This is a genomic window from Bradyrhizobium sp. Y36 (assembly GCF_002531575.1).
In the GTDB taxonomy this organism is placed as follows: domain Bacteria; phylum Pseudomonadota; class Alphaproteobacteria; order Rhizobiales; family Xanthobacteraceae; genus Bradyrhizobium.
Map to the genome: position 1 here is coordinate 130,573 of NZ_NWTI01000017.1, position 23,663 is coordinate 154,235.

At 60.6% G+C, this 23,663-nt stretch carries 29 protein-coding genes, 1 tRNA gene and 1 pseudogene; 15 read left to right on the top strand and 16 right to left on the bottom strand.

All coding sequences use genetic code 11. From position 1 onward, the window contains the following. The first annotated feature begins 79 nt into the window (after positions 1–79). Positions 80–553, top strand: coding sequence for a type II secretion system major pseudopilin GspG (gspG, locus tag CO669_RS25310; protein ID WP_097662654.1), 474 nt, complete (start codon positions 80–82; stop codon positions 551–553). A gap of 212 nt (positions 554–765) precedes the next feature. Continuing rightward, complete coding sequence (locus CO669_RS25315; RefSeq protein ID WP_097662655.1) at positions 766–1,002, top strand: hypothetical protein; 237 nt, start codon at positions 766–768, stop codon at positions 1,000–1,002. Between the two features lie 478 nt (positions 1,003–1,480). Here CO669_RS25315 and CO669_RS25320 read toward each other — a convergent pair whose 3' ends face one another. From CO669_RS25320 to CO669_RS35740, 3 genes are read right to left on the bottom strand one after another with little or no spacing between them, the layout of a single operon-like run. Then, positions 1,481–1,942, bottom strand: a complete 462-nt coding sequence (locus tag CO669_RS25320) for a DUF1192 family protein (protein WP_097662656.1) — start codon at positions 1,940–1,942, stop codon at positions 1,481–1,483. 10 nt (positions 1,943–1,952) lie between these two features. Next, on the bottom strand, positions 1,953–5,129 hold the full coding sequence (locus tag CO669_RS25325) for a hypothetical protein (protein WP_097662657.1): 3,177 nt from the start codon (positions 5,127–5,129) through the stop codon (positions 1,953–1,955). A 7-nt stretch (positions 5,130–5,136) separates the two neighbouring features. After that, entirely contained in the window at positions 5,137–7,008 is a 1,872-nt protein-coding gene (locus CO669_RS35740) for a hypothetical protein (RefSeq protein ID WP_158228795.1), read from the bottom strand. Between CO669_RS35740 and CO669_RS25340 the strand changes: the two genes are divergently transcribed. The 4 genes from CO669_RS25340 to CO669_RS25355 all read left to right on the top strand — a co-directional run bounded on the left by CO669_RS25340 (position 7,007) and on the right by CO669_RS25355 (position 11,020). Continuing rightward, positions 7,007–7,735 (top strand): hypothetical protein, encoded by a 729-nt coding sequence (locus tag CO669_RS25340; protein WP_097662660.1) that lies wholly within the window; start codon positions 7,007–7,009, stop codon positions 7,733–7,735. The two genes, CO669_RS35740 and CO669_RS25340, sit on opposite strands and share 2 nt — an antisense overlap. Beyond that, positions 7,735–7,929 (top strand): DUF2158 domain-containing protein, encoded by a 195-nt coding sequence (locus CO669_RS36655; protein WP_097662661.1) that lies wholly within the window; start codon positions 7,735–7,737, stop codon positions 7,927–7,929. The genes CO669_RS25340 and CO669_RS36655 overlap by 1 nt, the downstream gene beginning before the upstream one ends. A 7-nt stretch (positions 7,930–7,936) precedes the next feature. Continuing rightward, positions 7,937–10,117, top strand: a complete 2,181-nt coding sequence (locus tag CO669_RS25350) for a KAP family P-loop NTPase fold protein (protein WP_097662662.1) — start codon at positions 7,937–7,939, stop codon at positions 10,115–10,117. 612 nt (positions 10,118–10,729) lie between these two features. Then, complete coding sequence (locus tag CO669_RS25355) at positions 10,730–11,020, top strand: hypothetical protein (RefSeq protein WP_143278731.1); 291 nt, start codon at positions 10,730–10,732, stop codon at positions 11,018–11,020. 143 nt (positions 11,021–11,163) lie between these two features. Here CO669_RS25355 and CO669_RS25360 read toward each other — a convergent pair. The 4 genes from CO669_RS25360 to CO669_RS25375 all read right to left on the bottom strand — a co-directional run bounded on the left by CO669_RS25360 (position 11,164) and on the right by CO669_RS25375 (position 13,571). Then, positions 11,164–11,240: transfer RNA gene (locus tag CO669_RS25360), tRNA-Pro, on the bottom strand. 74 nt (positions 11,241–11,314) lie between these two features. Further along, positions 11,315–11,800 carry a DUF192 domain-containing protein gene (locus CO669_RS25365; protein WP_097662664.1) on the bottom strand — a complete coding sequence of 162 codons (486 nt, stop codon included), beginning with the start codon at positions 11,798–11,800 and terminating at the stop codon, positions 11,315–11,317. Positions 11,801–11,949: 149 nt separating this feature from the next. Further along, positions 11,950–12,612: a cold-shock protein gene (locus CO669_RS25370; RefSeq protein ID WP_198964255.1), complete on the bottom strand. Its 663-nt coding sequence runs from the start codon at positions 12,610–12,612 to the stop codon at positions 11,950–11,952. 197 nt (positions 12,613–12,809) lie between these two features. Further along, entirely contained in the window at positions 12,810–13,571 is a 762-nt protein-coding gene (locus tag CO669_RS25375) for an SIR2 family NAD-dependent protein deacylase (protein ID WP_198964256.1), read from the bottom strand. A 243-nt stretch (positions 13,572–13,814) separates the two neighbouring features. Here CO669_RS25375 and CO669_RS36145 point away from each other — a divergent pair, with 243 nt between their 5' ends. Beyond that, positions 13,815–13,979, top strand: a complete 165-nt coding sequence (locus tag CO669_RS36145; protein WP_162832225.1) for a hypothetical protein — start codon at positions 13,815–13,817, stop codon at positions 13,977–13,979. 67 nt (positions 13,980–14,046) lie between these two features. Here CO669_RS36145 and CO669_RS25380 read toward each other — a convergent pair whose 3' ends face one another. Beyond that, on the bottom strand, positions 14,047–14,334 hold the full coding sequence (locus tag CO669_RS25380; protein WP_097662720.1) for a hypothetical protein: 288 nt from the start codon (positions 14,332–14,334) through the stop codon (positions 14,047–14,049). A 321-nt stretch (positions 14,335–14,655) separates the two neighbouring features. On the opposite strand from CO669_RS25380, the gene CO669_RS25385 reads away from it, so the two are divergent. Both CO669_RS25385 and CO669_RS36555 read left to right on the top strand, forming a co-directional pair. Next, positions 14,656–14,850: a hypothetical protein gene (locus CO669_RS25385; protein WP_245444479.1), complete on the top strand. Its 195-nt coding sequence runs from the start codon at positions 14,656–14,658 to the stop codon at positions 14,848–14,850. 78 nt (positions 14,851–14,928) lie between these two features. After that, the gene (locus tag CO669_RS36555) at positions 14,929–15,051 is read left to right on the top strand and encodes a hypothetical protein (RefSeq protein ID WP_283806814.1); all 123 of its coding nucleotides are present in this window, start codon (positions 14,929–14,931) and stop codon (positions 15,049–15,051) included. 117 nt (positions 15,052–15,168) lie between these two features. Here the strand turns inward: CO669_RS36555 and CO669_RS25395 are convergent, their stop codons facing one another. The 3 genes from CO669_RS25395 to CO669_RS36155 form a co-directional block, all read right to left on the bottom strand. Continuing rightward, the gene (locus CO669_RS25395; RefSeq protein ID WP_097662667.1) at positions 15,169–15,366 is read right to left on the bottom strand and encodes a hypothetical protein; all 198 of its coding nucleotides are present in this window, start codon (positions 15,364–15,366) and stop codon (positions 15,169–15,171) included. 328 nt (positions 15,367–15,694) lie between these two features. Further along, positions 15,695–15,835, bottom strand: coding sequence for a hypothetical protein (locus CO669_RS36150; protein ID WP_198964257.1), 141 nt, complete (start codon positions 15,833–15,835; stop codon positions 15,695–15,697). A gap of 579 nt (positions 15,836–16,414) precedes the next feature. Beyond that, positions 16,415–16,552 (bottom strand): hypothetical protein, encoded by a 138-nt coding sequence (locus CO669_RS36155; RefSeq protein ID WP_198964258.1) that lies wholly within the window; start codon positions 16,550–16,552, stop codon positions 16,415–16,417. A gap of 460 nt (positions 16,553–17,012) precedes the next feature. On the opposite strand from CO669_RS36155, the gene CO669_RS35745 reads away from it, so the two are divergent. After that, a complete protein-coding gene (locus CO669_RS35745; protein WP_158228796.1) occupies positions 17,013–17,189 on the top strand; it encodes a hypothetical protein in 177 nt (58 codons plus the stop codon). A gap of 50 nt (positions 17,190–17,239) precedes the next feature. On the opposite strand, the gene CO669_RS25405 is transcribed toward CO669_RS35745, so the two are convergent. Continuing rightward, positions 17,240–17,536, bottom strand: a complete 297-nt coding sequence (locus tag CO669_RS25405) for an HU family DNA-binding protein (protein WP_018323108.1) — start codon at positions 17,534–17,536, stop codon at positions 17,240–17,242. A 351-nt stretch (positions 17,537–17,887) separates the two neighbouring features. Between CO669_RS25405 and CO669_RS25410 the strand changes: the two genes are divergently transcribed. Continuing rightward, a complete protein-coding gene (locus tag CO669_RS25410) occupies positions 17,888–18,379 on the top strand; it encodes a hypothetical protein (RefSeq protein WP_097662669.1) in 492 nt (163 codons plus the stop codon). A gap of 213 nt (positions 18,380–18,592) precedes the next feature. Then, the gene (locus CO669_RS25415) at positions 18,593–18,895 is read left to right on the top strand and encodes a hypothetical protein (protein WP_097662670.1); all 303 of its coding nucleotides are present in this window, start codon (positions 18,593–18,595) and stop codon (positions 18,893–18,895) included. A gap of 58 nt (positions 18,896–18,953) precedes the next feature. Here CO669_RS25415 and CO669_RS25420 read toward each other — a convergent pair whose 3' ends face one another. The 4 genes from CO669_RS25420 to CO669_RS25430 all read right to left on the bottom strand — a co-directional run bounded on the left by CO669_RS25420 (position 18,954) and on the right by CO669_RS25430 (position 20,673). Further along, positions 18,954–19,331, bottom strand: coding sequence for a hypothetical protein (locus CO669_RS25420; protein WP_097662671.1), 378 nt, complete (start codon positions 19,329–19,331; stop codon positions 18,954–18,956). 10 nt (positions 19,332–19,341) lie between these two features. Then, the gene (locus CO669_RS35750) at positions 19,342–19,509 is read right to left on the bottom strand and encodes a hypothetical protein (protein WP_158228797.1); all 168 of its coding nucleotides are present in this window, start codon (positions 19,507–19,509) and stop codon (positions 19,342–19,344) included. Positions 19,510–19,899: 390 nt separating this feature from the next. Further along, positions 19,900–20,232 (bottom strand): Fic family protein, encoded by a 333-nt coding sequence (locus CO669_RS36610; protein WP_349627020.1) that lies wholly within the window; start codon positions 20,230–20,232, stop codon positions 19,900–19,902. A 240-nt stretch (positions 20,233–20,472) separates the two neighbouring features. After that, on the bottom strand, positions 20,473–20,673 hold the full coding sequence (locus tag CO669_RS25430) for a hypothetical protein (RefSeq protein ID WP_097662672.1): 201 nt from the start codon (positions 20,671–20,673) through the stop codon (positions 20,473–20,475). Positions 20,674–21,383: 710 nt separating this feature from the next. Between CO669_RS25430 and CO669_RS36660 the strand changes: the two are divergent. The 3 genes and pseudogenes from CO669_RS36660 to CO669_RS35430 all read left to right on the top strand — a co-directional run. Further along, positions 21,384–22,268: pseudogene (locus tag CO669_RS36660) on the top strand (tannase/feruloyl esterase family alpha/beta hydrolase); the annotation flags it as partial. Positions 22,269–22,355: 87 nt separating this feature from the next. Further along, a complete protein-coding gene (locus CO669_RS36665) occupies positions 22,356–22,814 on the top strand; it encodes a tannase/feruloyl esterase family alpha/beta hydrolase (protein ID WP_502694514.1) in 459 nt (152 codons plus the stop codon). A gap of 106 nt (positions 22,815–22,920) precedes the next feature. After that, the gene (locus CO669_RS35430; protein WP_143278733.1) at positions 22,921–23,583 is read left to right on the top strand and encodes a hypothetical protein; all 663 of its coding nucleotides are present in this window, start codon (positions 22,921–22,923) and stop codon (positions 23,581–23,583) included. Positions 23,584–23,663 lie beyond the last annotated feature (80 nt).

Consider the following 23,663-nt stretch of genomic DNA (forward strand, 5'->3'; position numbering starts at 1 on the left):
CGCCCAAATTGCACAGGACTTCATCTTGGTCATTCTTCGATTTGAAGATACCAAATGGAAGGCAATGTCAGGTTGAGCGATGCACAAGCGTCAAAACTGTCTGAATCGTCCAAAACACCTTCGTCGTCGCCTTCTTTTGCAGCAGGAGGGCTTCACGCTTGTCGAAATGCTGGTCGTGATCGCGATCATAGGACTTGTCGTAGGCCTCGTCGGGCCACGCGTGCTCAACCATCTCTCGGACTCAAAGACCAAGGCGGCCAGGATCCAGATTGAAGGCTTCAGCCAAGCTCTTGATCTCTACTATCTCGACAACGGCTCTTATCCTGCGACCAACGTCGGCCTCGCAGCTCTTGTTCAAAAGCCCAATGATACGGAACGATGGAATGGCCCATATCTGAAAGGCAATGCCATTCCTAATGATCCTTGGGGTAAACCTTATGCCTACGCCTTTCCGGGAACACACGGCATGCCCTTTGATCTGGTGTCGTTCGGAGCTGACGGACGAGAGGGCGGCACGGACTCCGCGCTAGACGTCGCAAATTGGCAAAAATAGATTTCCTGACCTGCCTACTCCCGATACTCCCTTCGCAGGAGTGAGCTCGGCTGGAAGCCACACTCAACAACTGCGAGTCACCTCCGAATCCTTTTCCACCCACCCCGCGTAAGCATCTTGAGTTTGATGGAAACCGGAGGAGTGCCGGACTCTAGCTTAGTCGCGACATCTATTTTATGCTTCGGCGCCGGCTCTGTCGCGGAGCATAATCAGTGCAGTTTAAGCTACCCGAAACGGACCTCAAATCTACCCAGAGCCTCGCCAGCATTGATTTGAAGGACGCGACCGGCCAGCATGTCGGTCAATATTTTTTCGGCAAGGGACACGGCCGGACCGTTTTCTTGTTTGGCAAGTACAAGGGCACGTTCAAAACCCACGCCGAATGTCAGGCGTTCGCTGACGGCGTTCTCGCCGTTCTCTCCCCCCAAGGGATCACCCGGCTCCCCTGATTGGGGATTGAGCGTTCCGCCGTTTGACTTACAGCGTCGGCCCATTAGCATTGCCTTGCGTGACCCTAGTCCGCCCGAAGGTCGCTGGCCCTGCCATTCCCCAAGAACGGCCCCTAGGGCTCGGCGACCGGAGGCGAAGTACGCGAGACCCGGACTGCTTTGATCGTCGGCTCGCTGCCCCTGATTGCAGCGAACGACCTTACTCCAAACTCCGGAAGGGATTTGATATTTCTCTTCCGGGGCCCTCCTGCATCATGCAAAACACGATTTCGGTCTGCATCTCATTGGCGGGTTTGGTGCAGGCACTCCTCGATTGGTGGCTACTCTGGGTTCCCCTGAGCGCATTGGTGATCCTAAGCGCTGCGCTCTTCTGCTTTGGGTTGGCGTCGATAGATTGATCGTCGCGGTGCTTAAAGTGACTCGCAGCAATCGTAGGGGAGCCGACGCGACGAGTTTCATTCCAACGTATGGGTCCGCTTCAGGCCAAATACGAAATGTCTTTCGCCCGCGAAGCCAACTCGGCCTCGATCCTGTCGATCTCAGCTTGGTTGCTGGCGATGAAGTCGGCAAGTTCATCGCGAGACATCTCTGAAAGCGATTTCTGCTGAGAGGTACTATCCTTACGGGTCGGCACGATGTGCCCCGCCCTGTCCAAGACCTTGATCGAAAGATCAGCACGGACACGCGCACTCACACTTGCGTCCTGAAGCAGCGACTTCGCGACCCGATAAGCCAAGGGTGCGCCGACAACTGCAAGATCGAGCTGAATGGACTCCGAGATTGCCGCCGCGACGGCCGGCAGCCGCATTGTTTTGTAGACCGATTTCGGATGGTAGCCGGCGAGTTCCGCGGCCTCCTCCGGTCGCCTCCCCTCGTTCACGATGAGGCGAACCAACACCCGCTGCTGTTCGGTAAGATCATAAGCGGCGATCGAAGGCATTGGGTCTTCCTCAATTCTCGCGCGATGCGTTTGCGGCCGCGATGAGCCGGCGCAGGTCGATATTGTACTGCACGTTCGGGTTCTTTACCGGCCGTTCCAACAGGTATGCCGCCACGTTGGGATCGAACCAAGCCATGTGAACGATCTCGTCCGCGCTTTGCCTGTTCGATGGCAGCATCTCTAGGAGCAGCTTAAACCTCTTGATCAGGCCGCCGCCGGCCAGGTCGCCTTTGAAGTGGCGTACGGCCAGTTGAGCCCATCCCGGGATATTGAGCTTCTCGGCCGTATCGGACCCGACAGTCGAACGCTTCTCGGCCTCCTTGAAGTACGACAGGATTTTATGGGCCTGGCGAAGATTGTTCATCTCTTCGGGCGAATAGACCTTGGCGAGAATCTGCTCGTTATCCTTGAATTCGCGCGCCAGCCGCGCGAAGTGCACCTCGAGCGTATCGCCAACCTGTCGCGTTCCCTGGACTTTATCGGCCAGAACCTCGGACACGGCGGCCTTCCAGCCACGCGCCGCCTGAGGATCGCTCCTGATCAGCGCGTTGATCTCGTCGAGCTTGGCCCCGGCGTCGTACTTACCACCTAGCAGCTTCTGCGCGACGTCACGAGGATCTTCCCGGAATAACGTCCCAACCGCAGACCGATCGATCTCGGCTTCGGTTGACTGACGGTTTGCGCGCGTGGCGTCGAGGTCTGCCTTCGCTTGTGCCGACAGTTGCTCTCCTCGACGCGCGGTGGCAACAATGTCGTCAAACTCGCCCCGCACCGCTGGAAATTGCGCCAAGACGTCAGCATTGTTTCTCGCCCACGCGTTCGCGCGGATCGAGTTCACTGTCCCGTCTCCATTCAGAGCGGATTTGGCGAAGTCGGAGCGCAGATAATCGCGAAGCGCTGCATGAGCATCGGGCGCCGCCGGCATCCCCTCCAGCGTACGCGTCAAGCTAGCCGCCTTCTCCTGCTCGGCCAAGAAGCGGCCCGCGGTCGCGCTCGGGGGCGTGCCGCCCCGGTTGAGCTCGCCGTCGGCGTTCTGGCCGCCGCGATCCAGTTCGCGGGTGAAACGCGCCATCTCGTCGTTTCGCTCGGGGCGGAAACGCTCAGCGAAGCGCCGATAGTTCGCATTGGCTTCCGAGTAGCCGGGCGCCTCCTCGAGGGTTCGATTGATCGCGCTCCGCAATCGGCCGAGGTTGTCGGCCAGGTCAAAGTTGCCGGATGCCTGCGCGCGTTCCTGCGCAGGGCCGATAAATTTCCGGAGGTCCGCCAGGTCGCCACCAATCGCCGTGCCGGGGCCGCCCACATTGACCGTCTGGCCGCTTCCTGGCGGATGCTCGATCATCTGCGGCCGCAGCGCGTCGAGGCGCTGCATGAAGTCGTTCGGCAGCGTGCCGGGTGCGAGGCCATTCGCACCGGTCCGAATCCGGTCAATCGCGCCAAAAATGTCGTCTGCGGGCAGCTCGTCGTTGCGGCCCGGTGCACCGTCGAACAACCGGTTCTTTTCGGCGCGCGCCGGAATGTAGGTCCGATCAACGAGCGCTTCGTCCAGTCGACGCGAAGCGTTGGCCTTGACATCGCTGTTGGCCAATGCGCCGAACGGTTGCCCCTGATCAGCCCGGATGCGATCGACAGACCGGTCCGCTTCCTCTCGCTGGAGGAGATTGTTGTCGGCAGCGCCCAGCCGTTCCTCTCGCGCTTGCGCGGCGCGGCGCATGACCGCACCTAGGTCTGCCTCCGGGTCGCGCACGGCTTCGACGCGCTCGGCGGCAGCGCTCTTCAAATTTTGGTCCCGCTTGATGAAGTCGGGGGAGGACCTGAGGCGCGCGCCCTGCTCGGCTGCAATCAGGCCGGGATCACCCGACAGCAGGCCGGAAGTAGGCATAGCCGAGCTCTGCAAAGGTATGGCGCCTTCTTCTGGAGGTCGCGACAAGGCCGCGGCGTTCTCGCGGATGTCTTGCGCCAACGCCCGCGGGGATCCGGACGCGGCGCCCTGAATCTTCGCCGCCGCCTGTTCGACATCGGCAGTGGTATAAGGCGCCTTGGTCGTGGGGTTGAGCGGAATTGGCGCCGGCGCGGAGCCGAAAGACCGCGCCGCAATGTTCTTGATTGCGCCGGCGATGCCTTCCGCGGTGCCCTGGATCGAGTTGGCGCCCACAGCCCCGGCCAGGGGCGCGACTATATTCGCCACTTGCTTCGGTATCGTGTCTCCGACAACAGCGTGCTCGGGAACGAAGTCGTCCGCTGCGTTCACCGCGACGCCGGAGCCCATTCCGCCGAGCGTGTCGCCGACAAGAGTTCGCGCCGGCGCCTCGGTGTAGGGCCGGGAGAGGTGGTCCAAGACGCGCCCGACAGAAGTATCCGCACGCGTTGTCGCAGCGGCCACCTGCGGGGCGCGTTGCGCCAGCATGGCGCCGGTGCCGATCGCCTGAGTGCCGAACCGGTTGACGTCGTAGGCGAGCTTCTCGCTCCGCGACATGGTCGCCGGGTCGATGCCGGGGAGGACCGAGGTGGCCTTCTCGACCAGCTTGGACGCCGGGATCGCTGGCGGGATCTCGGTGCCGAGCAGCTTGTTGATGCCGCCGGTGACGAGATTCTGCGCACCGGCCACGAGGTCGAACGGGCCGGTGACGATGTCGGTGAGGCCCTTGCCGACGCCCTGCGCGCCGACGGTGAAGTCGCGCAGGGCGCCGCCGACGCTGCTCGGCAGGATCGACGCCGGGCGCTCGATCGGCTGCGGAGGCGTGGCGGACGCCGGCGAGACGTAGATGCGGCCGGACGGTGTCGTAACCGGCGCCGCGGGCGCGGCAAAGGGATCGTGATCCACGGGCACGAGTTTCGGCTGTGGCGCGGCCTGTGCGGGCGGCTTGGCGTCGGGGAAAGCGGCCCAAGGATCGTGATCGACCGGCACTAGCGTGGGCTTGCGATCGAGCGTGAAGCCCGGGGGAAGCGGCGGCATAGCGGTCGCCGCTGCCGGTGGATCGAGCTTGTAGCCAGGCGGGAGCGGAGGATGCGGCTGCGGCGCGGCGGCCGCCTCACCGCCTCCGGTCATTGGAAAGCGGCGATCGGTGGTCGTCACGTCGGCAAGTTGCGGCGCTCGGGGGCGAGAGCTCAACGCGCGCTGGATGTCCGCCTGGGTGAAGTCGTCTGGAAATTCATGGCGCTGGCCTTCGAATTCGATGATCTGTGGCATCGGCTTCTTACTTCCCCCGGCTGTCAATCCAGCCGGTTGTCACCACAGTCCAAGTGATGGTTCCGACACCATTGCTAACGGCTCGGACCTGTCCGCTCGTATTTGTAAGGATGCTTTCCTTCAAAACAGAAGGCGTGCTCACCACCGGGACGTAGTTGGTCAAATTCCCCGAGGGCGAGTTGATGGTTTGCGATGTCACCAACGGCGACTGCACCAGCATGTACGAGCCGGCCGTATTCGACTGATAGTTCGAGATAAAGTTTGCGCGCACGTTGACGCCGGTCGGCACGCTTGCGAGCGTGTACAGAGACGACGCGCTCAGCGCGACCGCGCTTTGATCCGCGACCGGTGCGTCGAGGATAAACTCGTCTCCGACCTGAATGAACTTGATCCACTGCGACGACCCGTTCGTCTTCATCGAGCCGATACGTCGGAACAGCGTATAGTTCGCCGGCATTGTTGGCGATGTCGCGCTCAACGAGATCAGCACGTCGACAACGCCGGTGTCGGGGCGCTTGATCAGATAGGCGTGATACCAGGTGTTTGCCGCGATCGCGCCGGTATCCAACGCGCCATTGCCGCTGCCGACGGCCCACGCCGAAGTGGTCTTACTGTATGCAGATGCCAGCTTTAAAAAGTCAACGTTCGTGCTGTCGTTGGCAGCGCCCATCGCCACGGAGAACGTCGCCGAGCTGCCCGCCGTCGACAAGGTCAAGCCGGACAGATGATTGGGGATCAGCGACGCATCCATGCCGGTGTCGCCGGAGCGCGTGAACTGAACCGAGAGACTGTCCGAAGCCGAGAACGTCCCACTTCCGGCGACATAAGCAACGGTGACCTGTTCCCAGGTAGTGTTGTCAGTGACGACGGCGGTCACGTTAAACTGCGCAAACGTTGCGGGCGCGCCAATCTTGCGGATGGCGATCTGCCCCTTCACGGGGTCGTTGCTCGCGCCCCACGTTGAGATGAAAGAACGGATGTTGGGGTAGCCGGACGCGGCCGTCAGCGCGCTCATCGCAATCGCTGTGACCGAGGACAAGGTCGCGTTGTTGAACCGAAGTATCCCAGTACCCGGATCGGCCATGGACGTGGAAGTGTCGAACGCATACTGATTGCCGGCCACAACCGTGGCGCTGGCGGCCGCAGCCGTCGCGCTGCTAGCGGCAGCCGTGGCGCTGGTCCCGGCCGCGGCAGCTGAAGCGGACGCGTTCGTCGCCGAACCGGATGCAGCGGTGGCGCTGTTCGACGAATTCGTGGCCGCGCCGGAGGCCGACGTCGCGCTGGCAGCCGAGGCAGCCGCGGAAACTGCCGACGCACTTGCACTCGCCGCAGCGTCCGCCGCGCTCTGGCCGGCTTCGTTGAGAAGCTGGTCGATCGCGGCGGGATCGCCGGTAATCGCTCTGAGGTTCGCAGCCAATTGATCGAAACCGATGGCGCCGTTCATTACGGCTCCATCGGAGCGCAGCGATGTATTCAGGAAGTCGACGATTTCCTTAGTCGACAGCGCCACCTGATTCAAATCAGCGTGGATCTGTCCTGCCGGCAACGGTCGGTTTGGGTTGCCGTTCTGGTAGCTAACGTAATCGTATTGGCGCGTGTATTTTGTGGGATAGGACATCTGTTCGCCGACGGGGTGAGAGGAAGTGCGCGGGATCGCGCGGGTGGGTGCCGTCGGCGAAGCGGCGTTGCGTCCGTGAAGATGAGTGTGGAGTAATAAAGTTGGCAAAAAGTTATGACCCGGCGTTTCTCCCAGCTTCGAACGGTTGTGAATATCGGGGCGAAATTCGATATTCTTCGCTACCTGCGGAAGCCTTGTGTCATTGTCAAGCTCCCCTGATTCGCGGGGGTGGCTGGCTCTTGAATTCTCAATTTCACACATGTCCGAGATTTCCCCTGAAGACCTGTATCGTCGGCTGGGGCGGCTGATAGAGGAAGCACCTCACTTCGGTGGTGTGGCTCCGCTCACGACCGACCAACTCACATGGATTGCGCGAGCCGAAGCGCTCATTGAACGCGCCGGCGACATGGGAGCAAAGGTCGAATTCGGCGCTGCTAAAATGAGCTTGGCGCTGCCGTCGTCGCGCGCATTGGGTCACCAGACCATGATGATGGCTATCCATAGGGTTCTTGCGGCAGCGGAGCTCGCTTCGCCTGCCGGCGCACGAGGCGCGTTTATCCCAGTGGGTAGCCCTTTCGATGCGTATTCTGCAGTAGCAAAGATCTTTGCTGCGGCCGCTTCGGACATTCTCGTCGTTGATCCGTATATGGACGACACCATGCTATTGGACTTTGCCGGAGCGGTGCCCGACCACGCTTCGTTTCGGCTGCTTTCCGATCAGCAGTCGGCCAAAAGTTCTCTAGGCGCCGCAGCGGCGAAATGGAAGGCACAGTATCCTCACCGCTCAATCCAAGTTCGGTTAGCTCCCGCTCGTACTCTGCACGATCGTGCCATTTTGGTGGACGGGAAAAGCGCATGGACCGTAACACAGTCCTTTAAAGACCTCGCAAAGCGATCGCCCGCAGAGATCATCCGCGGTGACGATATCGCGACGTTGAAAGTGGCCGCTTATGAGCAAATCTGGAACGGTGCAGGCGTAGTGATTTAATGGGTGATCAAGAAATCAAAGCGGGAAGCGTGGTTCAGCTGAAATCCGGCGGGCCGTTGATGACGGTTCAACAGGTGGCCGATCATTGGGGCACTCTAACCGCTTGGTGCGACTGGTTTGTCCAAGACAAAGCCCCGTGGAAGAAAGAACACGACACGTTCCCCATAACTTCCTTGAAGCTTATCGACTCTTAAGCGCGTAATGGAACAGAGCCGCACCAACAATGACACGCCAATCACCGAACCGGCGGAAGATCGGTTCGGTATTGATCCGTTCGCGCAGGCACTGGCCAAAAGCATTCGTAAAATTAGCTCACCCGAAGGGACCGTTATCGCACTCAATGGCCCATGGGGTTCCGGCAAAAGCAGCGCGGTAAATCTTGTCCTTCACCATCTCGCGGACGCTACCGAGAAGGGCGAGTTAACGGTTATGAATTTTGCATGCTGGTGGTTCAGGGGCGAAGAAGCCCTCGCCCTTGCCTTCTTTCGGGAGCTCTACGCCGGAATCGGTCCCACCCTCGGAGATAAATTCAAGAAAGCGCTTCCAAAGGTTGGAGCGCGCCTTTTGAAGGCCGGGTCGGTCGTCAGCGCCGGGGCAGATCTTGCCGGAGCTTCGGCTGGTATAGGCACCTTGGCGTCAAATGCAATGTCTTGGGCTGCCGACTTTATTAAGACGGACGACACGGTCGAGAAGCTGCAAGGGGAACTCAACAAGGCACTCGCTGAACATGATAAGCGGTTTCTTATCGTGATCGACGATATCGACAGGCTCTCGCCTGATGAAGCGCTGCTTATCTTTCGCCTCGTCAAGTCGGTTGGGCGCCTTCCGAACGTCGTGTACCTCCTGGTATTCGACCGCGAACTAGCAGAGGCGATCGTTTCGGAACGGTACCCGTCCGAAGGACCGCACTACCTGGAGAAAATCATTCAGGCCGGGTTCGACGTCCCTCAGCCTCGTCAAGTTGACCTGAACAGCGAGTTGCTTCGACAGATCGAACATATTTGCGGCTCGCCTCGTGAAGATGCGTTAGTGCGCTTCATGAACGTCTTCTATGACGTGATCGCGCCTGAAATCACGACGCCCCGTGACCTTATCCGGATCACCAACGCTCTTTCCGTTACATGGCCTGCCGTAGGCGGGGAAGTTGATCGTGCCGATTTTGTCGGCCTGGAGGTCATTCGTCTTTTTCGGCCATCGCTGTATCGAAGCCTGCGCGGTAGTAAAAGTCAGCTGTGCGGGACCGGGGGTAGTTATGGGCGTTCCGAGCGCGACAATGCCGCGGAAATGAGCGAGCTATTACTCGGGGCGGTGCCAGAAAAAGACAAGCAGCGCGTGAAGCGTTCGTTGATGCGGCTCTTTCCACGGCTTGAGACGGTCTGGAACAACCTCAGCTATGGCGCGGACTCTGCGGCAATTTGGAGCCGGGACCGGTTGGCATGCTCTGAAGATCACTTTGATTCGTATTTCCGCTTCTCGATCGGCGATGATGTCCTTTCCCGAGCAGAGCTGGACAACCTCATCGCCAAGGCCTCAGATGACGCGTTTGTGAAAACGTCCATGCGCGCCGCTCTAGGTGTGACTAGGCGCGACGGCAGCACTAAGGTGAAATTGATCCTGGAGGAATTGAACCTTCATGCCGCGCGATTTGAACTACGGGACGTCGGTCCCTTTTTAAAAGCGCTTTTTGAAATTGCTGACGAACTAGACGTTGATTCCGACAAGGAGCGTGGCTTCGCAATCGGTGACAATCAGCTCCGTATTCATTGGCTTCTGCGAAGCCTGACGCGCAACCGATTCGATCTTGCCGCGCGATCAAGCCTGTTCATGAGGGCGTGCAAAACAGCAAGTTTGTCATGGTTAGTCGATTTCGCACGATCGGCTCATAGCGATTATCACCCACGAGAAGGTGAGCCCCCCTCGGCAGAAGCGGACTGCCTGGTAACGATGTCAGACGCTGCAGCTTTACATCGGCTCACGCTGAAGCGCATCCGCGCTGCAAGCAAGTCAAACGAGCTGACTTCGTCAAAGCGCCTTGGCTATCTCATGTTTCGCTGGCGCGATCTTGCCGACGATGGAGGTCTGGAAGTCAAGCGGTGGACGAAGAGGCAACTGAAAGTCGACGCGATGATCGCAACCTTTGCCAAGGCGTTTACGTCCCATTCGTGGAGTCAAGGGATGGGGATGGCCGGGCTCGGCGATACTGTTGCTAAGCGAAACACCAACGCGAACGTGGAGTCGCTCAACCAAGTGCTCGACCGAGACCAGTTTCGCAAACGCGTCGAAGAAGTGGCGGCCAAGGGTGGCACCGATGAAGCTGCAAGAGCAGTATCCGACTTTCTCATCGCATGGAAAAAACACGATGCCGGTCGTCGCCGTGACTAAAGTGTTGAATACGCCCCTACCCTGAACTTCTCAGATTTACGAAATTAGCGGATCGGCTTTGCGGACTTTCGACGTGACCACGCCACCCCGCCCCCAGGGGTTGGGGTCGGCCGCGGGGCATAGGTCGTGCCACAATGTCATTCGCAGCGGTCGAGCCCTCACACCCCGCGACAGCGACTTTGTCTCGACGCGATGACAATCGCAGCAACACAAGGGCTTCTATATCGCTAAATCCTTGGAGTTTCTCGATTCCTTGCGGGCAGAAGGCTCTCCGCGACAGGTGTTTCTTGTATGGTAATGCGCGATTTCGAAACCCGACAAAAGCGCGCAAATCGAACAAATGCGCAAACTGATCAAGGGCTCAGCTGTCGAGTTTTACGTATTAGACTTTTCCAGACAAAACATTCGTTGCCGAATTCTCGGCAAGCCTCATCCTGATCCCGGGCCGAAAGCCCAAACATCAGCCGATAGCCAATCCGGTCAGCGGCGATCACAAATCTTGTCCAGGGGCCGCGCGCGTATGTCCAAGGCGCACGCCCAAAGGTGCGCGGGGCCGTCTGATGTCGGTCATTTCGCCCCTGGACTGCTCATTTGCTCGAAAGGCAAAACATCATGCGCAACTCGACCGCCCTCCGCACTTCGCCCCTCTCGACCGATCTCGGCGCCCTACTCGCTCGCCGCGGGACCGATCTGATCCTGGCAGTGGAAGATGGCAACGCCCTAGTCCGTTGTCAGGTTAGCTCCGCGATCGCCGCCGCTATGTTGGTGCCCCTCGAGGGCGAGGCTGCCGGCCAATTCCGGGTGTTGCCGGGCAACCTGGTCGAAATCGATGCCGCCGTTACCCTGCCGGTTGCAATGAGGATGCTGGAAGCCAAAGCAGCGACGGAGGCCACGTTTCATTGAAATAGCCGCCGGCGGGCGGCGACAATGCCGCCCGATAGGCCCAAAATCAGCGTTCGTGCTTCCCCGGTGCTTCCCCGGGGTTGGCACGGGCGTTTTTAGCGCAGAAAGGAGAATAAATGTCGTCGGAATTTCAAAGGGTTGACTGGTCGGGGCAGCTGGATTCGAACCAACGACCTGCAGTACCCAAAACTGCCGCGCTACCAGGCTGCGCTATACCCCGAATGTCCGGCGAGCCCCGTCGATACACGCTTCCAAAGGCGCCAGCAAGGCTGGCAACGCCTCCCCCGGGCGCCCCTATTTGCTGCCGAACAGCGGGTGGCCGACGCGGTCGCCGGGGCGGATGCCGTACTTCTGCGCCGTTCCCGCCACCACCTCCAGCACGGCCCTGGCGGGCCCACGGGACGAGATGATCTTGGTCGACATCGGCTCGGTGTTCTCGGCGATGCGCAGGATGCGGCCATTGGCGCCGATGAAGATCATGTCGAGCGACACATAGGTGTTCTTCATCCACATCGACACCTCCTGCTCGGGACTGAAGTCGAACAGCATGCCTTTGCCGTCCGCGAGCTCCTTGCGGTACATCAGGCCGGTCTGCTTCTCCTCCTCGGTCGTCGCCATCTCGACCGAGAACACCTGCACGCCGTTCTTGGTGACGATCTCCAGCGGCTGGAAGCTCGCGGCGCGGGCTGGCGCGCTGGCGGCGGCACAACCGGCGACGACGAGAATGGCGGCAAGCCAGCCCCTCAGAGCAGACCAGACAGCCTTTCGATCAGGATTCATGGGGGAACACTCGAGGCGTGGGACGAGAACCAGTCCTTACGCGGCGGTCGCCGGAAAAGCCAGAGGCGCGCCGGCCTGCCGGCGCGCCTCTGCTCACGATTGCGGGATTTGGAAGCGCGAGCCTCATCGGGACGCGCGCCTCATCGCACTTAGTGCGACTGCAATCCCGGCGATCCGGTCTCGGGATGGATCTCGGCCGCCATCATGCCCTTGGAGCCGGGCCCGAAGCGGACCAGGACGTACTGGCCGGGCCTGAGCTCGGTCATGCCGAAGCGGCGCAGCGTCTCCATGTGCACGAAGATGTCGGGCGTGCCCTCGCCGCAGGTCAGGAAGCCGAAGCCGCGCAGCCGGTTGAACCATTTGACCTGGGCCCGCTCCAGCCCGCTGGTCGGGGTGACCGTGACATGGGTGCGCGGCGGCAGCATCTGCGCCGGATGGATCGCGGTCGACTCGTCCATCGAGACGACGCGGAATGCCTGGTAACCCTTGGCGCGCTGAATGCACTCGACGACGATGCGGGCGCCTTCATAGGCGGTCTGGAAGCCATCGCGCCTAAGCACGGTAACGTGCAGGAGCACGTCCGGCCAGCCGTTGTCGGGCACGATGAAACCGTATCCTTTGGAGGCGTCGAACCATTTGATGACGCCGTGGACCTCGACGAGATTGGCGCTGGCCTCACCGAGTCCGCTGAAGGGACTGAGCCCGCTGTCGCGACCGGCGCCGCCGTGTTCGCCCGGCGTGATCCGCCCGGACGATACTCCCTGCCCGGGAACCCCGAGCTTTTTGGACTCAAATCCGTCCGACGACCCCATAACCCCGGACCCCACACTGTCATGCGACCCGCCTCAGCAGCGGTGTCGAATCACGCGTCTTTCGAGAACCTTCTCAACTGGACGCGACGCGAATCTTTCGACTCAAAAGATAACACTCCCGGTTGCGAGGCATAGACAAAAAAGAGATTCGCCGGAACCTATGAACAGCTTGCACAGCCGCGAATCAAATTGCTGCCTCAATTGCCGACAAAGGGGCCGAGCGTTTCGCCGATGTCGTGATGGATGACGAGGTCGGCGAGGTCGTCCTGTTCGGTCGGCTCGCGATTGATGATCACCAGACGTGCGCCCGCGTCCTTCGCCATCATCGGAAAGCCCGCCGCCGGCCAGACCACGAGCGAGGAACCGATCGCAATGAAGAGGTCGCAGGCTTGCGACAGCGCGGTTGCACGCTGCATTTCCTCATCGGGCATCATCTGACCGAAAGAGATCGTGGCTGTCTTCACCGGCTCGTCGCAGGCCGTGCAGTTGGGCGCGGCGCCCTCCTCGTCGAAGCGACGCTTCACCCAGTCGAGCGGATAGGCCTGCCCGCAACCGATACAGCGCGCATAAGTGGTATTGCCGTGAAGTTCAATCACGTGCTCGCCGGCAAAGCCGGAGGCCTGGTGCAGATTGTCGATGTTCTGGGTGATGACGGCGGGAACCTTGCCGGCGCGATAGAGGGAGGCCAGCGCGCGATGGCCGCGACCGGGCTTTGCCGCCGCAAACACCTCCTCCATCGCAAAGCGGCGACGCCAGGATTCATCCCGCGCCTCCTGGTGCGCAACGAATTCGCCGAACTCGATCGGACGGTTGCGCGTCCAAATTCCGCCCGGCGAGCGGAAGTCGGGAATGCCGCATTCGGTCGAGATGCCGGCGCCGGTGAACGGCACGATGACCCTGGCCTCGGCGATCATCTCACCGAGCCGTTCGACGCCGCTCTGCAGATCCGATGCGATCAATTTGCGATCTCCCGATTCGTTTTGCCTGACAGCAGCATGCGCAAGCGGCAAGATTGTTGACGCTGTTATCAAGCGCTAACGCGTTGCGCTCGGCAATTTTTTCCGCCCTTCGCATATCACAATCCTGCAATGCCTCCTCCCCATTGACGCCCCATTCAGGAGCACCAATGGATGTGTGAATGCGACTCAAGATGATGCGGCGGCAGTGCTTGAGGTCAGTTAAGTAAACCCGAGGGGATGGCTATGACAGAAGACGAAGAACGCAAAGCCCGTGAGCGCGACGAAATCGCCGCCCGTGTCGCCGCCTTCCGTGCCACGCAGGAAAAATTCAAGCGCGAGCGCGAAGAATATTTCGTGTCGACGCTCGAGAACGCCCGCAAGGTCGAACGGCCCTCGCTTTGGCCGTAAGACATCTCTGATCAACGCGCATGAAAAAAGCCCGGAGCATCGCTCCGGGCTTTTCACTTGCTGGTCGTTACCAATGGCGCCAGTGGTGATGGTGCCGGTAATACGGTCCGCCGCCGTAGTAGGCGTAGGGGCCAGGCCCGTAATAATAGCTGGGGCCGTCATAATAGCCGTAGCCCGGCCCGTAGCCATAAGGATGCGATGCTGCGACCGCGCCGGCGGTGATCGCGCCGGCGGCGAGGCCGAATGCGAGACCCGGGCCGATGCCGCGTCCGCGGGCCTCGGCAGGCGCAGGAGCCGCAACCGCGGTCACGCCGACGGCCGCGACGGTGGCCAGAACTGCCAGTGTCTTCTTCATGATCTCCTCCTTCACGTCTCGTGGAGATAACCACGAGCGCCTGCGATGGTTGCGCGCATGATGCGGAACCGGCCCCTGGAAAAAAGTTTGTAACCGGCGGAACGAAGTCGCCGCGTGCATATTGACCTGCCAAGTGCGGGAGCCTTCGCCATCCGGGTTGAGGCAACAGCACGAAGACCCCGTCAGCATCTCCGCGATGCTGGCGGGGTTTTCAATTGCACGGGAGCGCATGGCAGCAGAAGCCGCCGGCTGCCAGCGGGGCGGAAGATCGAGGAGGAGGAAGACTTGCCCTTATCCGCTTTGCTGGCCCGTATCCGCAGGATGGTTCCCAGATCCGACGATCAGCATTACGACGAGATCGTCCGCAGCTTCGGGGTCGGCACCCTGCACCCGCCGCCGACGCCGATGAGCGACCGCGAGCTGGCGCGAGCCATCGCCGAGTTCCTGAAAGAGCAGCCGTCGAGCGAATCCATTGCGACCCTCGGGCGCCGGCTCGACCCCTCCTCTCCGGTTTGAGTTTTCTTTGCAGGAGCAAGGAACCAGGATTGCGCGCGGACGTTGAACCCTCCTTCACGCAGATCGGAAGAGGTCGACATGCCCGCGTGGCTCGAAGTCCTGGTGAATTTGTCCGGCTATGCCGGCTTCGTGGCGCTCGCCTCGCGCGGGACCGCGAGCCCGCAGACGCCGGCTGACGATCACATCTGCGGCGAGCGCTGAGGGGCGTGCGGCACGCCAGAGCCTTTCACGTTGCGATGGAATCGGAACCTGGCGCTAGATTCTTGTCTTGACGCGATTTCCCGACGCGAACCGGTAGCCACTTCGTTCGAAAACGCTCTAATTGGCGTGCGGCGCCTGGCCCGCCGTCCGTACCAACCGGTCGGCCTTGACCGCAATGCGCGTGTCTTCGAGCTGCGGCCGCAGCGAAAAGCTGATCACCACGAAAGCGAGACAGAACAGCGTGCCGACGATGGCAACGCGGCGATAGGTGTGCCGGTCGCCCTGGTAGAAAGACGGCTGTGAAAAAGGTGTCATGACAAAATGGCTTCTTGGCAAAGTCGTTCTTGCTTGTCGTTGCCAGACACCTATCCCAAGTAGCGGCAAGCGCAACGCGATTGGGCTTTTAACCTAACCGAATAGGGTTATCGGCTTCCGCGCAAACTCTCGTTAGGAATTGACGGGGCCATCCGACCGCGGCGAGCGGCGATGTTTGCTTGCGCAAAGCGGAGATTGGCGCGCTCCGCCAACCGGCTTTGTTCCAGCTTCGACACCATTTCGTTCTCGAAGAACGAATCGGAATCCAAGAAATCGACGCGGAGCAGGTCTTAACAAATCATACTGATCGCGCGGGGCGACGACCCCGTCAGGTCGCATCGGAAGACGATGGATCAGGCGGCTTCGGGGGCGGCACTTGCGGCACCGACGGCTTGGCTTTGCGCAAGCGCGGGTGACGATCGTACCAGAACACTTTTGCGATCTCGGCGAGAAACCAGCACTCATCCATGTCGCTCTCCTTCGCCTCCCTCCTTACGGAAGAGACGCAGGACCGACTGTGCGAAGCCTCACGCTGTCTCGTTCTGACACGCGAGGGCTGCGCTCTCGCTGGCAGCCGCAACTTGTTCTGCATCCGACTCCATTTCGTTCTCGAGGAACGAATCGGAGTCGGAAAAATCAGCGCGAAGCGATTCCTAACGATCGATGAAAGCGTGCGACCTGACGTCGTCAGCGGCCGGGCGCGTCGACGGCACGATCCTGGGCGACAGGAATTTCGACACGACCGCAAACACGATGACGATCTCGCGGCAAGGTTCGCATCGAAAGCTGTTGGCAGAGATCGCGGTCATCGGCTTGGCGCATCGCGGGCATGTCATGCAGGCCGAACGCTGACAGCAAATGTTCGTTCCAGCATATCGATGCTCGGCAATCAAACCGCAACTGTTCATCGGCAGATTGGGGCATCCGCCGGGCCCGGTTCAGAGGGATCGTGCGATCTCCCGCACCACCGCGAAGCCGCTCGACCAAGCGCGTCGCTCGTCGCAGGCCACGCTCGGCCGGTGATGTCATTGATGTCCGTCGGCGCAGATCAGGCCGCCCGCTTGGCTTTGCTCTTCTCCGAGAAGCACTCCAGGATCTGGATTCGGAGCTCCTCTGCGGCCGGACCCTCCAGCTTCCTCAGCTCGTTCCAGAGCCTGATCACTTCGCGCTGTTTCTCGACAGTCATGAGTCACCTCTCAAGTGGACCAATCAGTGCCAACTCATTAGAACAAAATGAGAACAACATGTCCAGCCTTGGTGCGCGATTTTCCCTGGTAATGTCGCTTTGAACCTTTTCGGCGCGGTGCCGCCCCATCGAAGCTGGGGATTTCAGCGCCCAGTCATATGGAGCAGCGCCGCAGTGGACGAACATGCTCCGTCACCGCGGCGCTGTTGCCTTTTGGATTTTCAACTTTAAGTTAGAGCTACGGTTGACGGCCAGGCGCTGAAATCCCAACGCCGTCAGCCAGAAGAGCCCCGTGCGAAAGTGCGGGGTTTTTCTTATGGGCCTGGTGGGCTCAACGGCACGGCCGGCCGCAATTTGCGGGAACGGGTGTTCCCACTGCCGCGTTTATCAGGGGGAATGAATCGGTGCGGCGCATAAGCCGGTCAAGACCCGCACCGCGCCCTGCACGTACGAGGCGCCGATGGCCTGCGAATTCTGTGAGACCGCCATCCCGATCGGGCTTTCAGTCTGCCCGGCTTGCGGGAAACCGCAGAGCGCGCCTGGACAGACCGACCGGCGCGCGCTGTGGTTCCTGCTGATCGTGGTCGTGGTGTTCGGCATCGCCGTCGCCGAGCACCACCTCTTCTTCAAAACTTGATCGCGGCGCCGTCTTGCGGACGAGCCCGCCGCAACGATGCCGCCCGTGCCTCAGACAGCGTCCTTGGCAACCTTCAGCGGCGAGGCCTTCACCGACTTGCTCGCGGGCTTGGCCGCAAACTGCATCGGCTCCTTGGTGAAGGGATTGACGCCCATGCGGGCCTCGGTCGCCGGCTTGTTGACGACCGACATCTTCACGAAGCCGGGAATGACGAACTCGCCGGACTCGTTGAGCTCCTTGTAGCCGACGGTGGCCATGTATTCGATCACCGACTTCACGTCGTTCTTCGAAAGCTGCGTGCCCTCGGCAATTGCATCAATCAATTGGGTCTTCGTCATCTTCGCCATGTCTGAATTCCTTTGAAGGGTGCGCGCGAACAACTCTGCCGTGACGCGGCCGGACCGCGGAGGCGCGCTTCTGATTCATGCCAGAGGTCATGAAGTGACCGGGCTTAGAGCCTATCGAGGCTCAAAACGCAAGCAGGGGTTCTGCGGGGTTCCCCACTTCCTGTGCAAGATGCCGCAGGCACACGCGTTTTCCATTTGAACCATTTTGCCGCTGGCGCGTCTTATCAATGAAGTCCCTAAGCTTCACCCCACCAGAAAGCCCCGCTTCCCCCAGGCGGGGTTTTCGCTTTTGGGGCATGGCACAACGCGGCAGCGGCCTGTAATGATCTGAAGGTTTCTCGTGGGGTGCTCATGAAGGTCGCCATCGTCATCGCAGGCTTGATCGTTGTTGCCTTCGCAGCCCTCGTCGCGATCCAGCCGAGCTTCCTGAAGCCTGCCTCCCTCGCCCTCGTGAAGAAATCCGACATCTTCGGCTTCTCGCCCGGGATGACATTCGACGAGACCAGCAAGCTCGTCAGTCAACGCCATTATCTGTGCCGCCAGGGCCGAAGCGCGTCCACGCTCGAATGCGACATCAACGGCGCCAAGGTCACGGTCGACAGCGACGAGACCGATGCCAGGCGCCCGATCTGGCGCGTCAATGCGACGTTGAGCAATCCGGGGCCTGAGGAAGTGGCCGTCAAGTCGATCTCCGAGCAGTTCAACGCGCAAGCGATCAAGGGCCGCGAGGGATGGACATGGATCGTCGGCCGCGCCTTCAGGCTGAGCTACGACGGCCTCGGCTTGACCCTCGTGGACGAGGCCGCCGAGACCCGGCTTCGCAAGGCGGAGGCCAAACGCTAGAGCATTATCCGGAAAAGTGCCAAGCGGTTTTCCGGAAAGATCATGCGCAAACAACAACCTAAAGCGCTATGACGATTCATCCAGATCTCATTGCGCTTTGGAGCGTGAGGTCACCTCGTCGTGAAACTTGTGGCTCGGCACCTCTTGTTGACACTTCAGTAACCCAACGCCGCCAAGCTCCAACCAGTCTCGTTGCGTTGGAGTACCCCCACAGTGCTGGATTTTGACGAGCTGCGTGAACTCGCAGCCGATGTGCGTGTTTTTGTCGAGCTCGCCGAAGACAAGGCCGAAGCGCTCAGGGCGGTCATTGCCGCCTATGACGTGGTGCTGGCGATCTTCCCCAGTGACGAGGGCATGGGCCTCCATGTCATCAAGGGCAAACAGATCCTGGACACGATTGCAAACTCCAGGACGCATGCGGTCTACAGCCATACGGCCATCGCCGTCCCCGACCTGCAACATGCGCAAGCGCTCAAGCTGCTGACCGCGCCGGTCGAGCAACGCATCGCGGCGTAGCCGCAGGCGGCCGAGGTGTCGGCCTCGGCTGTCTCCCGCTTGACTGCCGGGTGTCTGCTCAGCGGAGCCGGTTGACGATCTGCAGCGGGATCCACGATCCCGCCACCATCAGGACCGCGATCACGGCGACCACGACGTATTTCAGCGGCTGCTGCGAGGAAGCGAGCGAACCTTCGAGGTGGAGGTACGGCAGGATCGTCTCCATGCCCATTCCGACCAGGGCAACCGTTGTCAGGCCGCCAACGATTGACGCAAAGACATTGACGATCCGTCCGAGCGCCCCGCGCCTATTCGACCACGCCTCGTAGATCGCAACCGCCAGCGTCACGACGACGAAGACCAGCATGAAGCTCATCGAGCCGCCGACACTCGACGTCGGTCCGAGGACCTCGAGCAGCAGCATGGCCGCCACGGCAAGCAGTGTGATCGTCTTCACGGCGCGTCCCTCATCCGTGCCCCAGCAGCAACACCGCAGAGCCGATCACGATGCAGCCAAGGCCGAGGACGGCCGTCGCGATCTCGACGGCGTTCTCCAGGCCGAAGAACCTGACCACGGCGCTCCATGCGGCCGACAGCAGAATGTCCACGATCGCGCTGAGCAGGGCTTGAAGCATGAGAATTGGTCGTGCCGGCGGAGTTGGGGTTCAACCGCGCCCCTCGCAGATGACAGGACTGGTTACTCCCCTCGGACCGCGATATCGAGGACGGCCGTGGCGTAAAGATCCATCATGACGTCCTCAGCACGATCGTGCCGACACAACCGCCCACCGCCAGGAGAACGAAGAGCGGAGCCCTGAGATATCCGCCGCGCACAGCCTGAAGGCTGGCGAGACCAAGCAAGGCGATCGCGGCATATCGCATGACACACTCGGTTCGCTGGAGCGTGCCGATATCGGCGTGCCGGCGCCGTGACCGCCATCACGGTCGTCTGAGGCAACGCGCCGCGCCAGCTCGACCACGGCTCGTCCATCGCGACGGTCTAGATCCTCCGCCGTCACCCCACGTTAGGCTGTGACGAGGTCAGCTATGATCAGGGCCAAATCGGTTTCATCCCCGTCGAAACTCGCAATCATGGCATCAGGGTTGAGCCTTTCCAGATCGAGCGGATGGCCGGCATGCTCAGCCAACATCGCAAAGAACGACAGTTGAGACCGCCCGTTTCCTTCACGGAACGCGTGGATGGCATTCAATTCAGAAAGGAAATGCGCACTCTTCGCTGCGAATTCTGTTACGGGAAGGCCTTCGAAGAACCGGTTGGACTTCAGTTCTTCAAAAAGCTTGGTCGCCTGGGCTCCGATATGTTCAGGGAAGCAAAATGGGCTACCTTGCTTGGAGATGCGAACCGTTCACGGTGTCCCTGCCCGTTCGTAGACGTTCTGGAAAAGATGATGATGAACCGCGCAGTAGTGAGCGAAACCAACGCTCCTTCGGGCAACGGCTCGGTCGATCGAGCGCTTGTAATTTCGGCTTCGAAATCGTCAAGCTGCCCCTGGTCCCTCAGGTCGAGCTTGTTAACGAGAACATTGGAATTTTCGTAGGTGTAGGGATCGTCAACCGCATCGTACATGCGATTGCGCTTAGCTCTTGCGGTAGCTGCGCAAGATTGTGCGGCGATACTCTTCTGCGGAGAGGCCCTTGGCGGTGGCTTCGGCGGCCCTTTTCGTCATCGCCGGCTTCAGCCGAATGCCTTCGACCGCGCTGATCTTCGCAAAGCCGGCGCGACCAACCACGAAGCCACCCTTGCCGGTCCTTCCGGCCTGTTGCTTTTCCTTTGGCATTATTCGAATCTACCACGTTCTTATCGCTTTGCCACGCCGTCCTGCCCCAATTTCGTACCCGGGATTCCCAGACTCCAGGCGTTGCTAGCCGTCTCCATAGTGGCCTGCTGGCTCTCGCCTTCGCTCCAACCTTCAGGGACAGCGTCAATTGAGTGCACTGGCACGGCATTTTTTCTGATGTCAATCTTCCACCAGGCAGCCTCGAGCACGTAGGGTCGAGCGAAGCGAAACCCATCGAGCCTTGTTGCGAGACGAAACATGACGGGTTTCGCAAGTGCTCTCCTGATCCTATCAGCTGGAAAAATTGCGGCGTCCTTCTGTAACCGACGTCTGCAAGCGGCGTAGCATTCCGCCCTCCTATTTGATCGACTTCATCGGCAAGGGCAAAGATGAAAGCCTGCGCCGCTGGACTGCACCTTTCGAATAACACAAGATAGTTCAGGTCAGTGCAGCAGATCGGACGGCGGCCAGCGTGAGTTAAGTGCGCCGCAATAAAAACCAGAAAGCGGCAGGGAGGAACGATGCAGCGAAACAGAAACGTGGCGCTTGATCATGCGATGGCTGGCCTGGGTCTGGTCGCGGCCATCATGGTCATGGCGATCGCGCCGGCGAGCGCCGACGATTCAGCCAACATACCGCCCGCGCTCAAATGCGCTGACCTGACCGGCTGGAAGATGCCGGGATCGACGGCAACAGTCACCAAGGCCGAAATGGTGCCGGAGGCAGCGCCGGGGACCGTGCAGCCGGCGCCGCCAGCACCGGCCACCGTCTCTGTGGCGCTGCCGCCGAACTGCCGCGCGGATGGCGTGATCGATCAGCGCGTGGGCGTCGAGGGCAAGTCCTATGCGATCGGCTTTGCCGTTGCCCTGCCCGATCGCTGGAATGGACGATTTCTGTTTCAGGGCGGCGGCGGCTTGAACGGCTCGATCCGGCCGCCGCTGGGTTACCAGGCGGCCGGCGAGGTGCCGGCGCTGGCGCGCGGCTTTGCCGTTGTTACGACCGATAGCGGTCATCAGGGCGCGGTGTTCGATGCCTCGTTCCTGAAGGACCAGGAAGCCGCGCTCAACTTCGCCAATGCATCCGTCGGCAAGGTGACGATGGCCGCCAAGGCGATCGTCGCGCACTACTATGGCCAGCCGGCCAAGCGTTCCTATTTCACGGGGTGCTCGACCGGGGGCCGCGAAGGCATGCTGGCGTCGGCGCGCTATCCCGAACAATTCGACGGCATCGTCGCCGGCGCGCCTGCGATGCGCACCGGCAATTCCAACATCGGTCTCGCCTGGGCCAACGCGGCCTTCAGCCAGATCGCGCCGAAAGATCCGTCCGGCAAGCCGGAGCCCGCCAAAACTTTTTCTGCTGACGAGCGCAAGCTGATCACGAACGCGATCCTCGATGCCTGCGACGCCAAGGACGGCGTCAAGGATGGCCTGATCTTCGACGGCAAGGCCTGTCAATTCGATCCCGCGGTCCTCACTTGCAACGGCGACAAGACCGATTCCTGCCTGGCGCCGCCGCAGGTCGACGCCCTCAGGAAAGCTTTTGCCGGACCGAAGAATTCACGCGGCACGCAGGTCTACCCGCCGTTCCCGTGGGACAGCGGCGTAGCCGCCGAAGGCGTTGCCATTCCAGGCATCCTGACAACAGGCGCGCGCAGTCCGGTCGGACCGCCGGTCTGGGAAAGCATCGACGTCGATCAGCTCGAAGACCGGGTCAACGCGAGCGGGATGGATCGCCTCACCAACACCGCCTACTGGACCAACCTGTCGAGCTTCTTCGGCCATGGCGGCAAGCTGCTGTTTTACCACGGCGTCAGCGATCCCTGGTTCTCGGCGCACGACACGGTGAATTACTACGAGCGCATGGCGGCGGATTCCGGCGGCATTGAATTGGTGCGGGAGAAATCGAGCCGGGCCTTCCTGGTCCCCGGCATGGGTCACTGCTCGAGCGGCGCAACGCTCGATCGTTTCGATCTCCTCAGTGCGGTGGTGAACTGGGTGGAAGACGGCAAGGCACCCGATGCGGTGGTCGCGACGGGACCAGCCTTTCCCGGCCGTACTCGGCCACTGTGCGCCTATCCGCAACATGCGCAGTACAAGGGCCAAGGCGATCCGGAGAGCGCGGCGAGTTTTGAGTGCAAGTAGGGGAAATAAATTACGGTGGCAGTGCACTCGACGACTCGTGCCGCCTGGAGAGAAGTGCACTGTCACCGCAATTCCTGAAGATGCCGGATTAAGAGGCTGCACTTCCATGAAGAAGCATCGCGTCAAACGGAAACACATCGCGTTGGCACAAAGAAATTATCAATCATCAGAATCCAAACAGGATCAGTCGCAACGTGCTCGTTCCATCGCACCTTCTTCGCGGTTGTGGATGGCGTGGAAATGGTTTTGGGCATTTGCAGGTCCAGCAGCAACAGTTTCTCTTGCCGCAATTCGCCTTCTGCCATCTGTGGAGATCGAGTTGGGAACCAATCCGGATCCCGGACAGCCATTGAGGTCGCTTTTTATCATCACCAACCGAGGCTCTATACCTGCCCACAATGTGACATTCGCCTGCGCAGCCTGGGGTATGAAAATAACGAATCACGATCCTTCTATTCACATGAGCCCAGTCTCCTCTCTGGGGCGAAATGAACAGGTATCGAGAGGGTGTCAGTTCCAAATCCTGGGTTTGACCGGTTCTGGATCAGCTGTACTTACTATGGATGTGAGATACCATTTGCCGATAATTGGACTTCAGTTGGCGCAGCAAAAATCCTACTCGGTTCTTTCCGTGGATGGAAAGTACGTGGTTACGCCGGATGCTGGTGACCTGCCAAACGAACTAAAGGAGATTCTTGAGCTTCAAAAGCACGCGCACGAAGCCACACCCACCCGAAGCCTGTTCAAAGTCGCTACACATGAGATGTAGCTCGTAGGATGGGTTGAGCCCTTGCGAAACCCATCTCTTCTCGATCGCTCCTCTCCGTAAGCCGACATAACCCCGTCAGC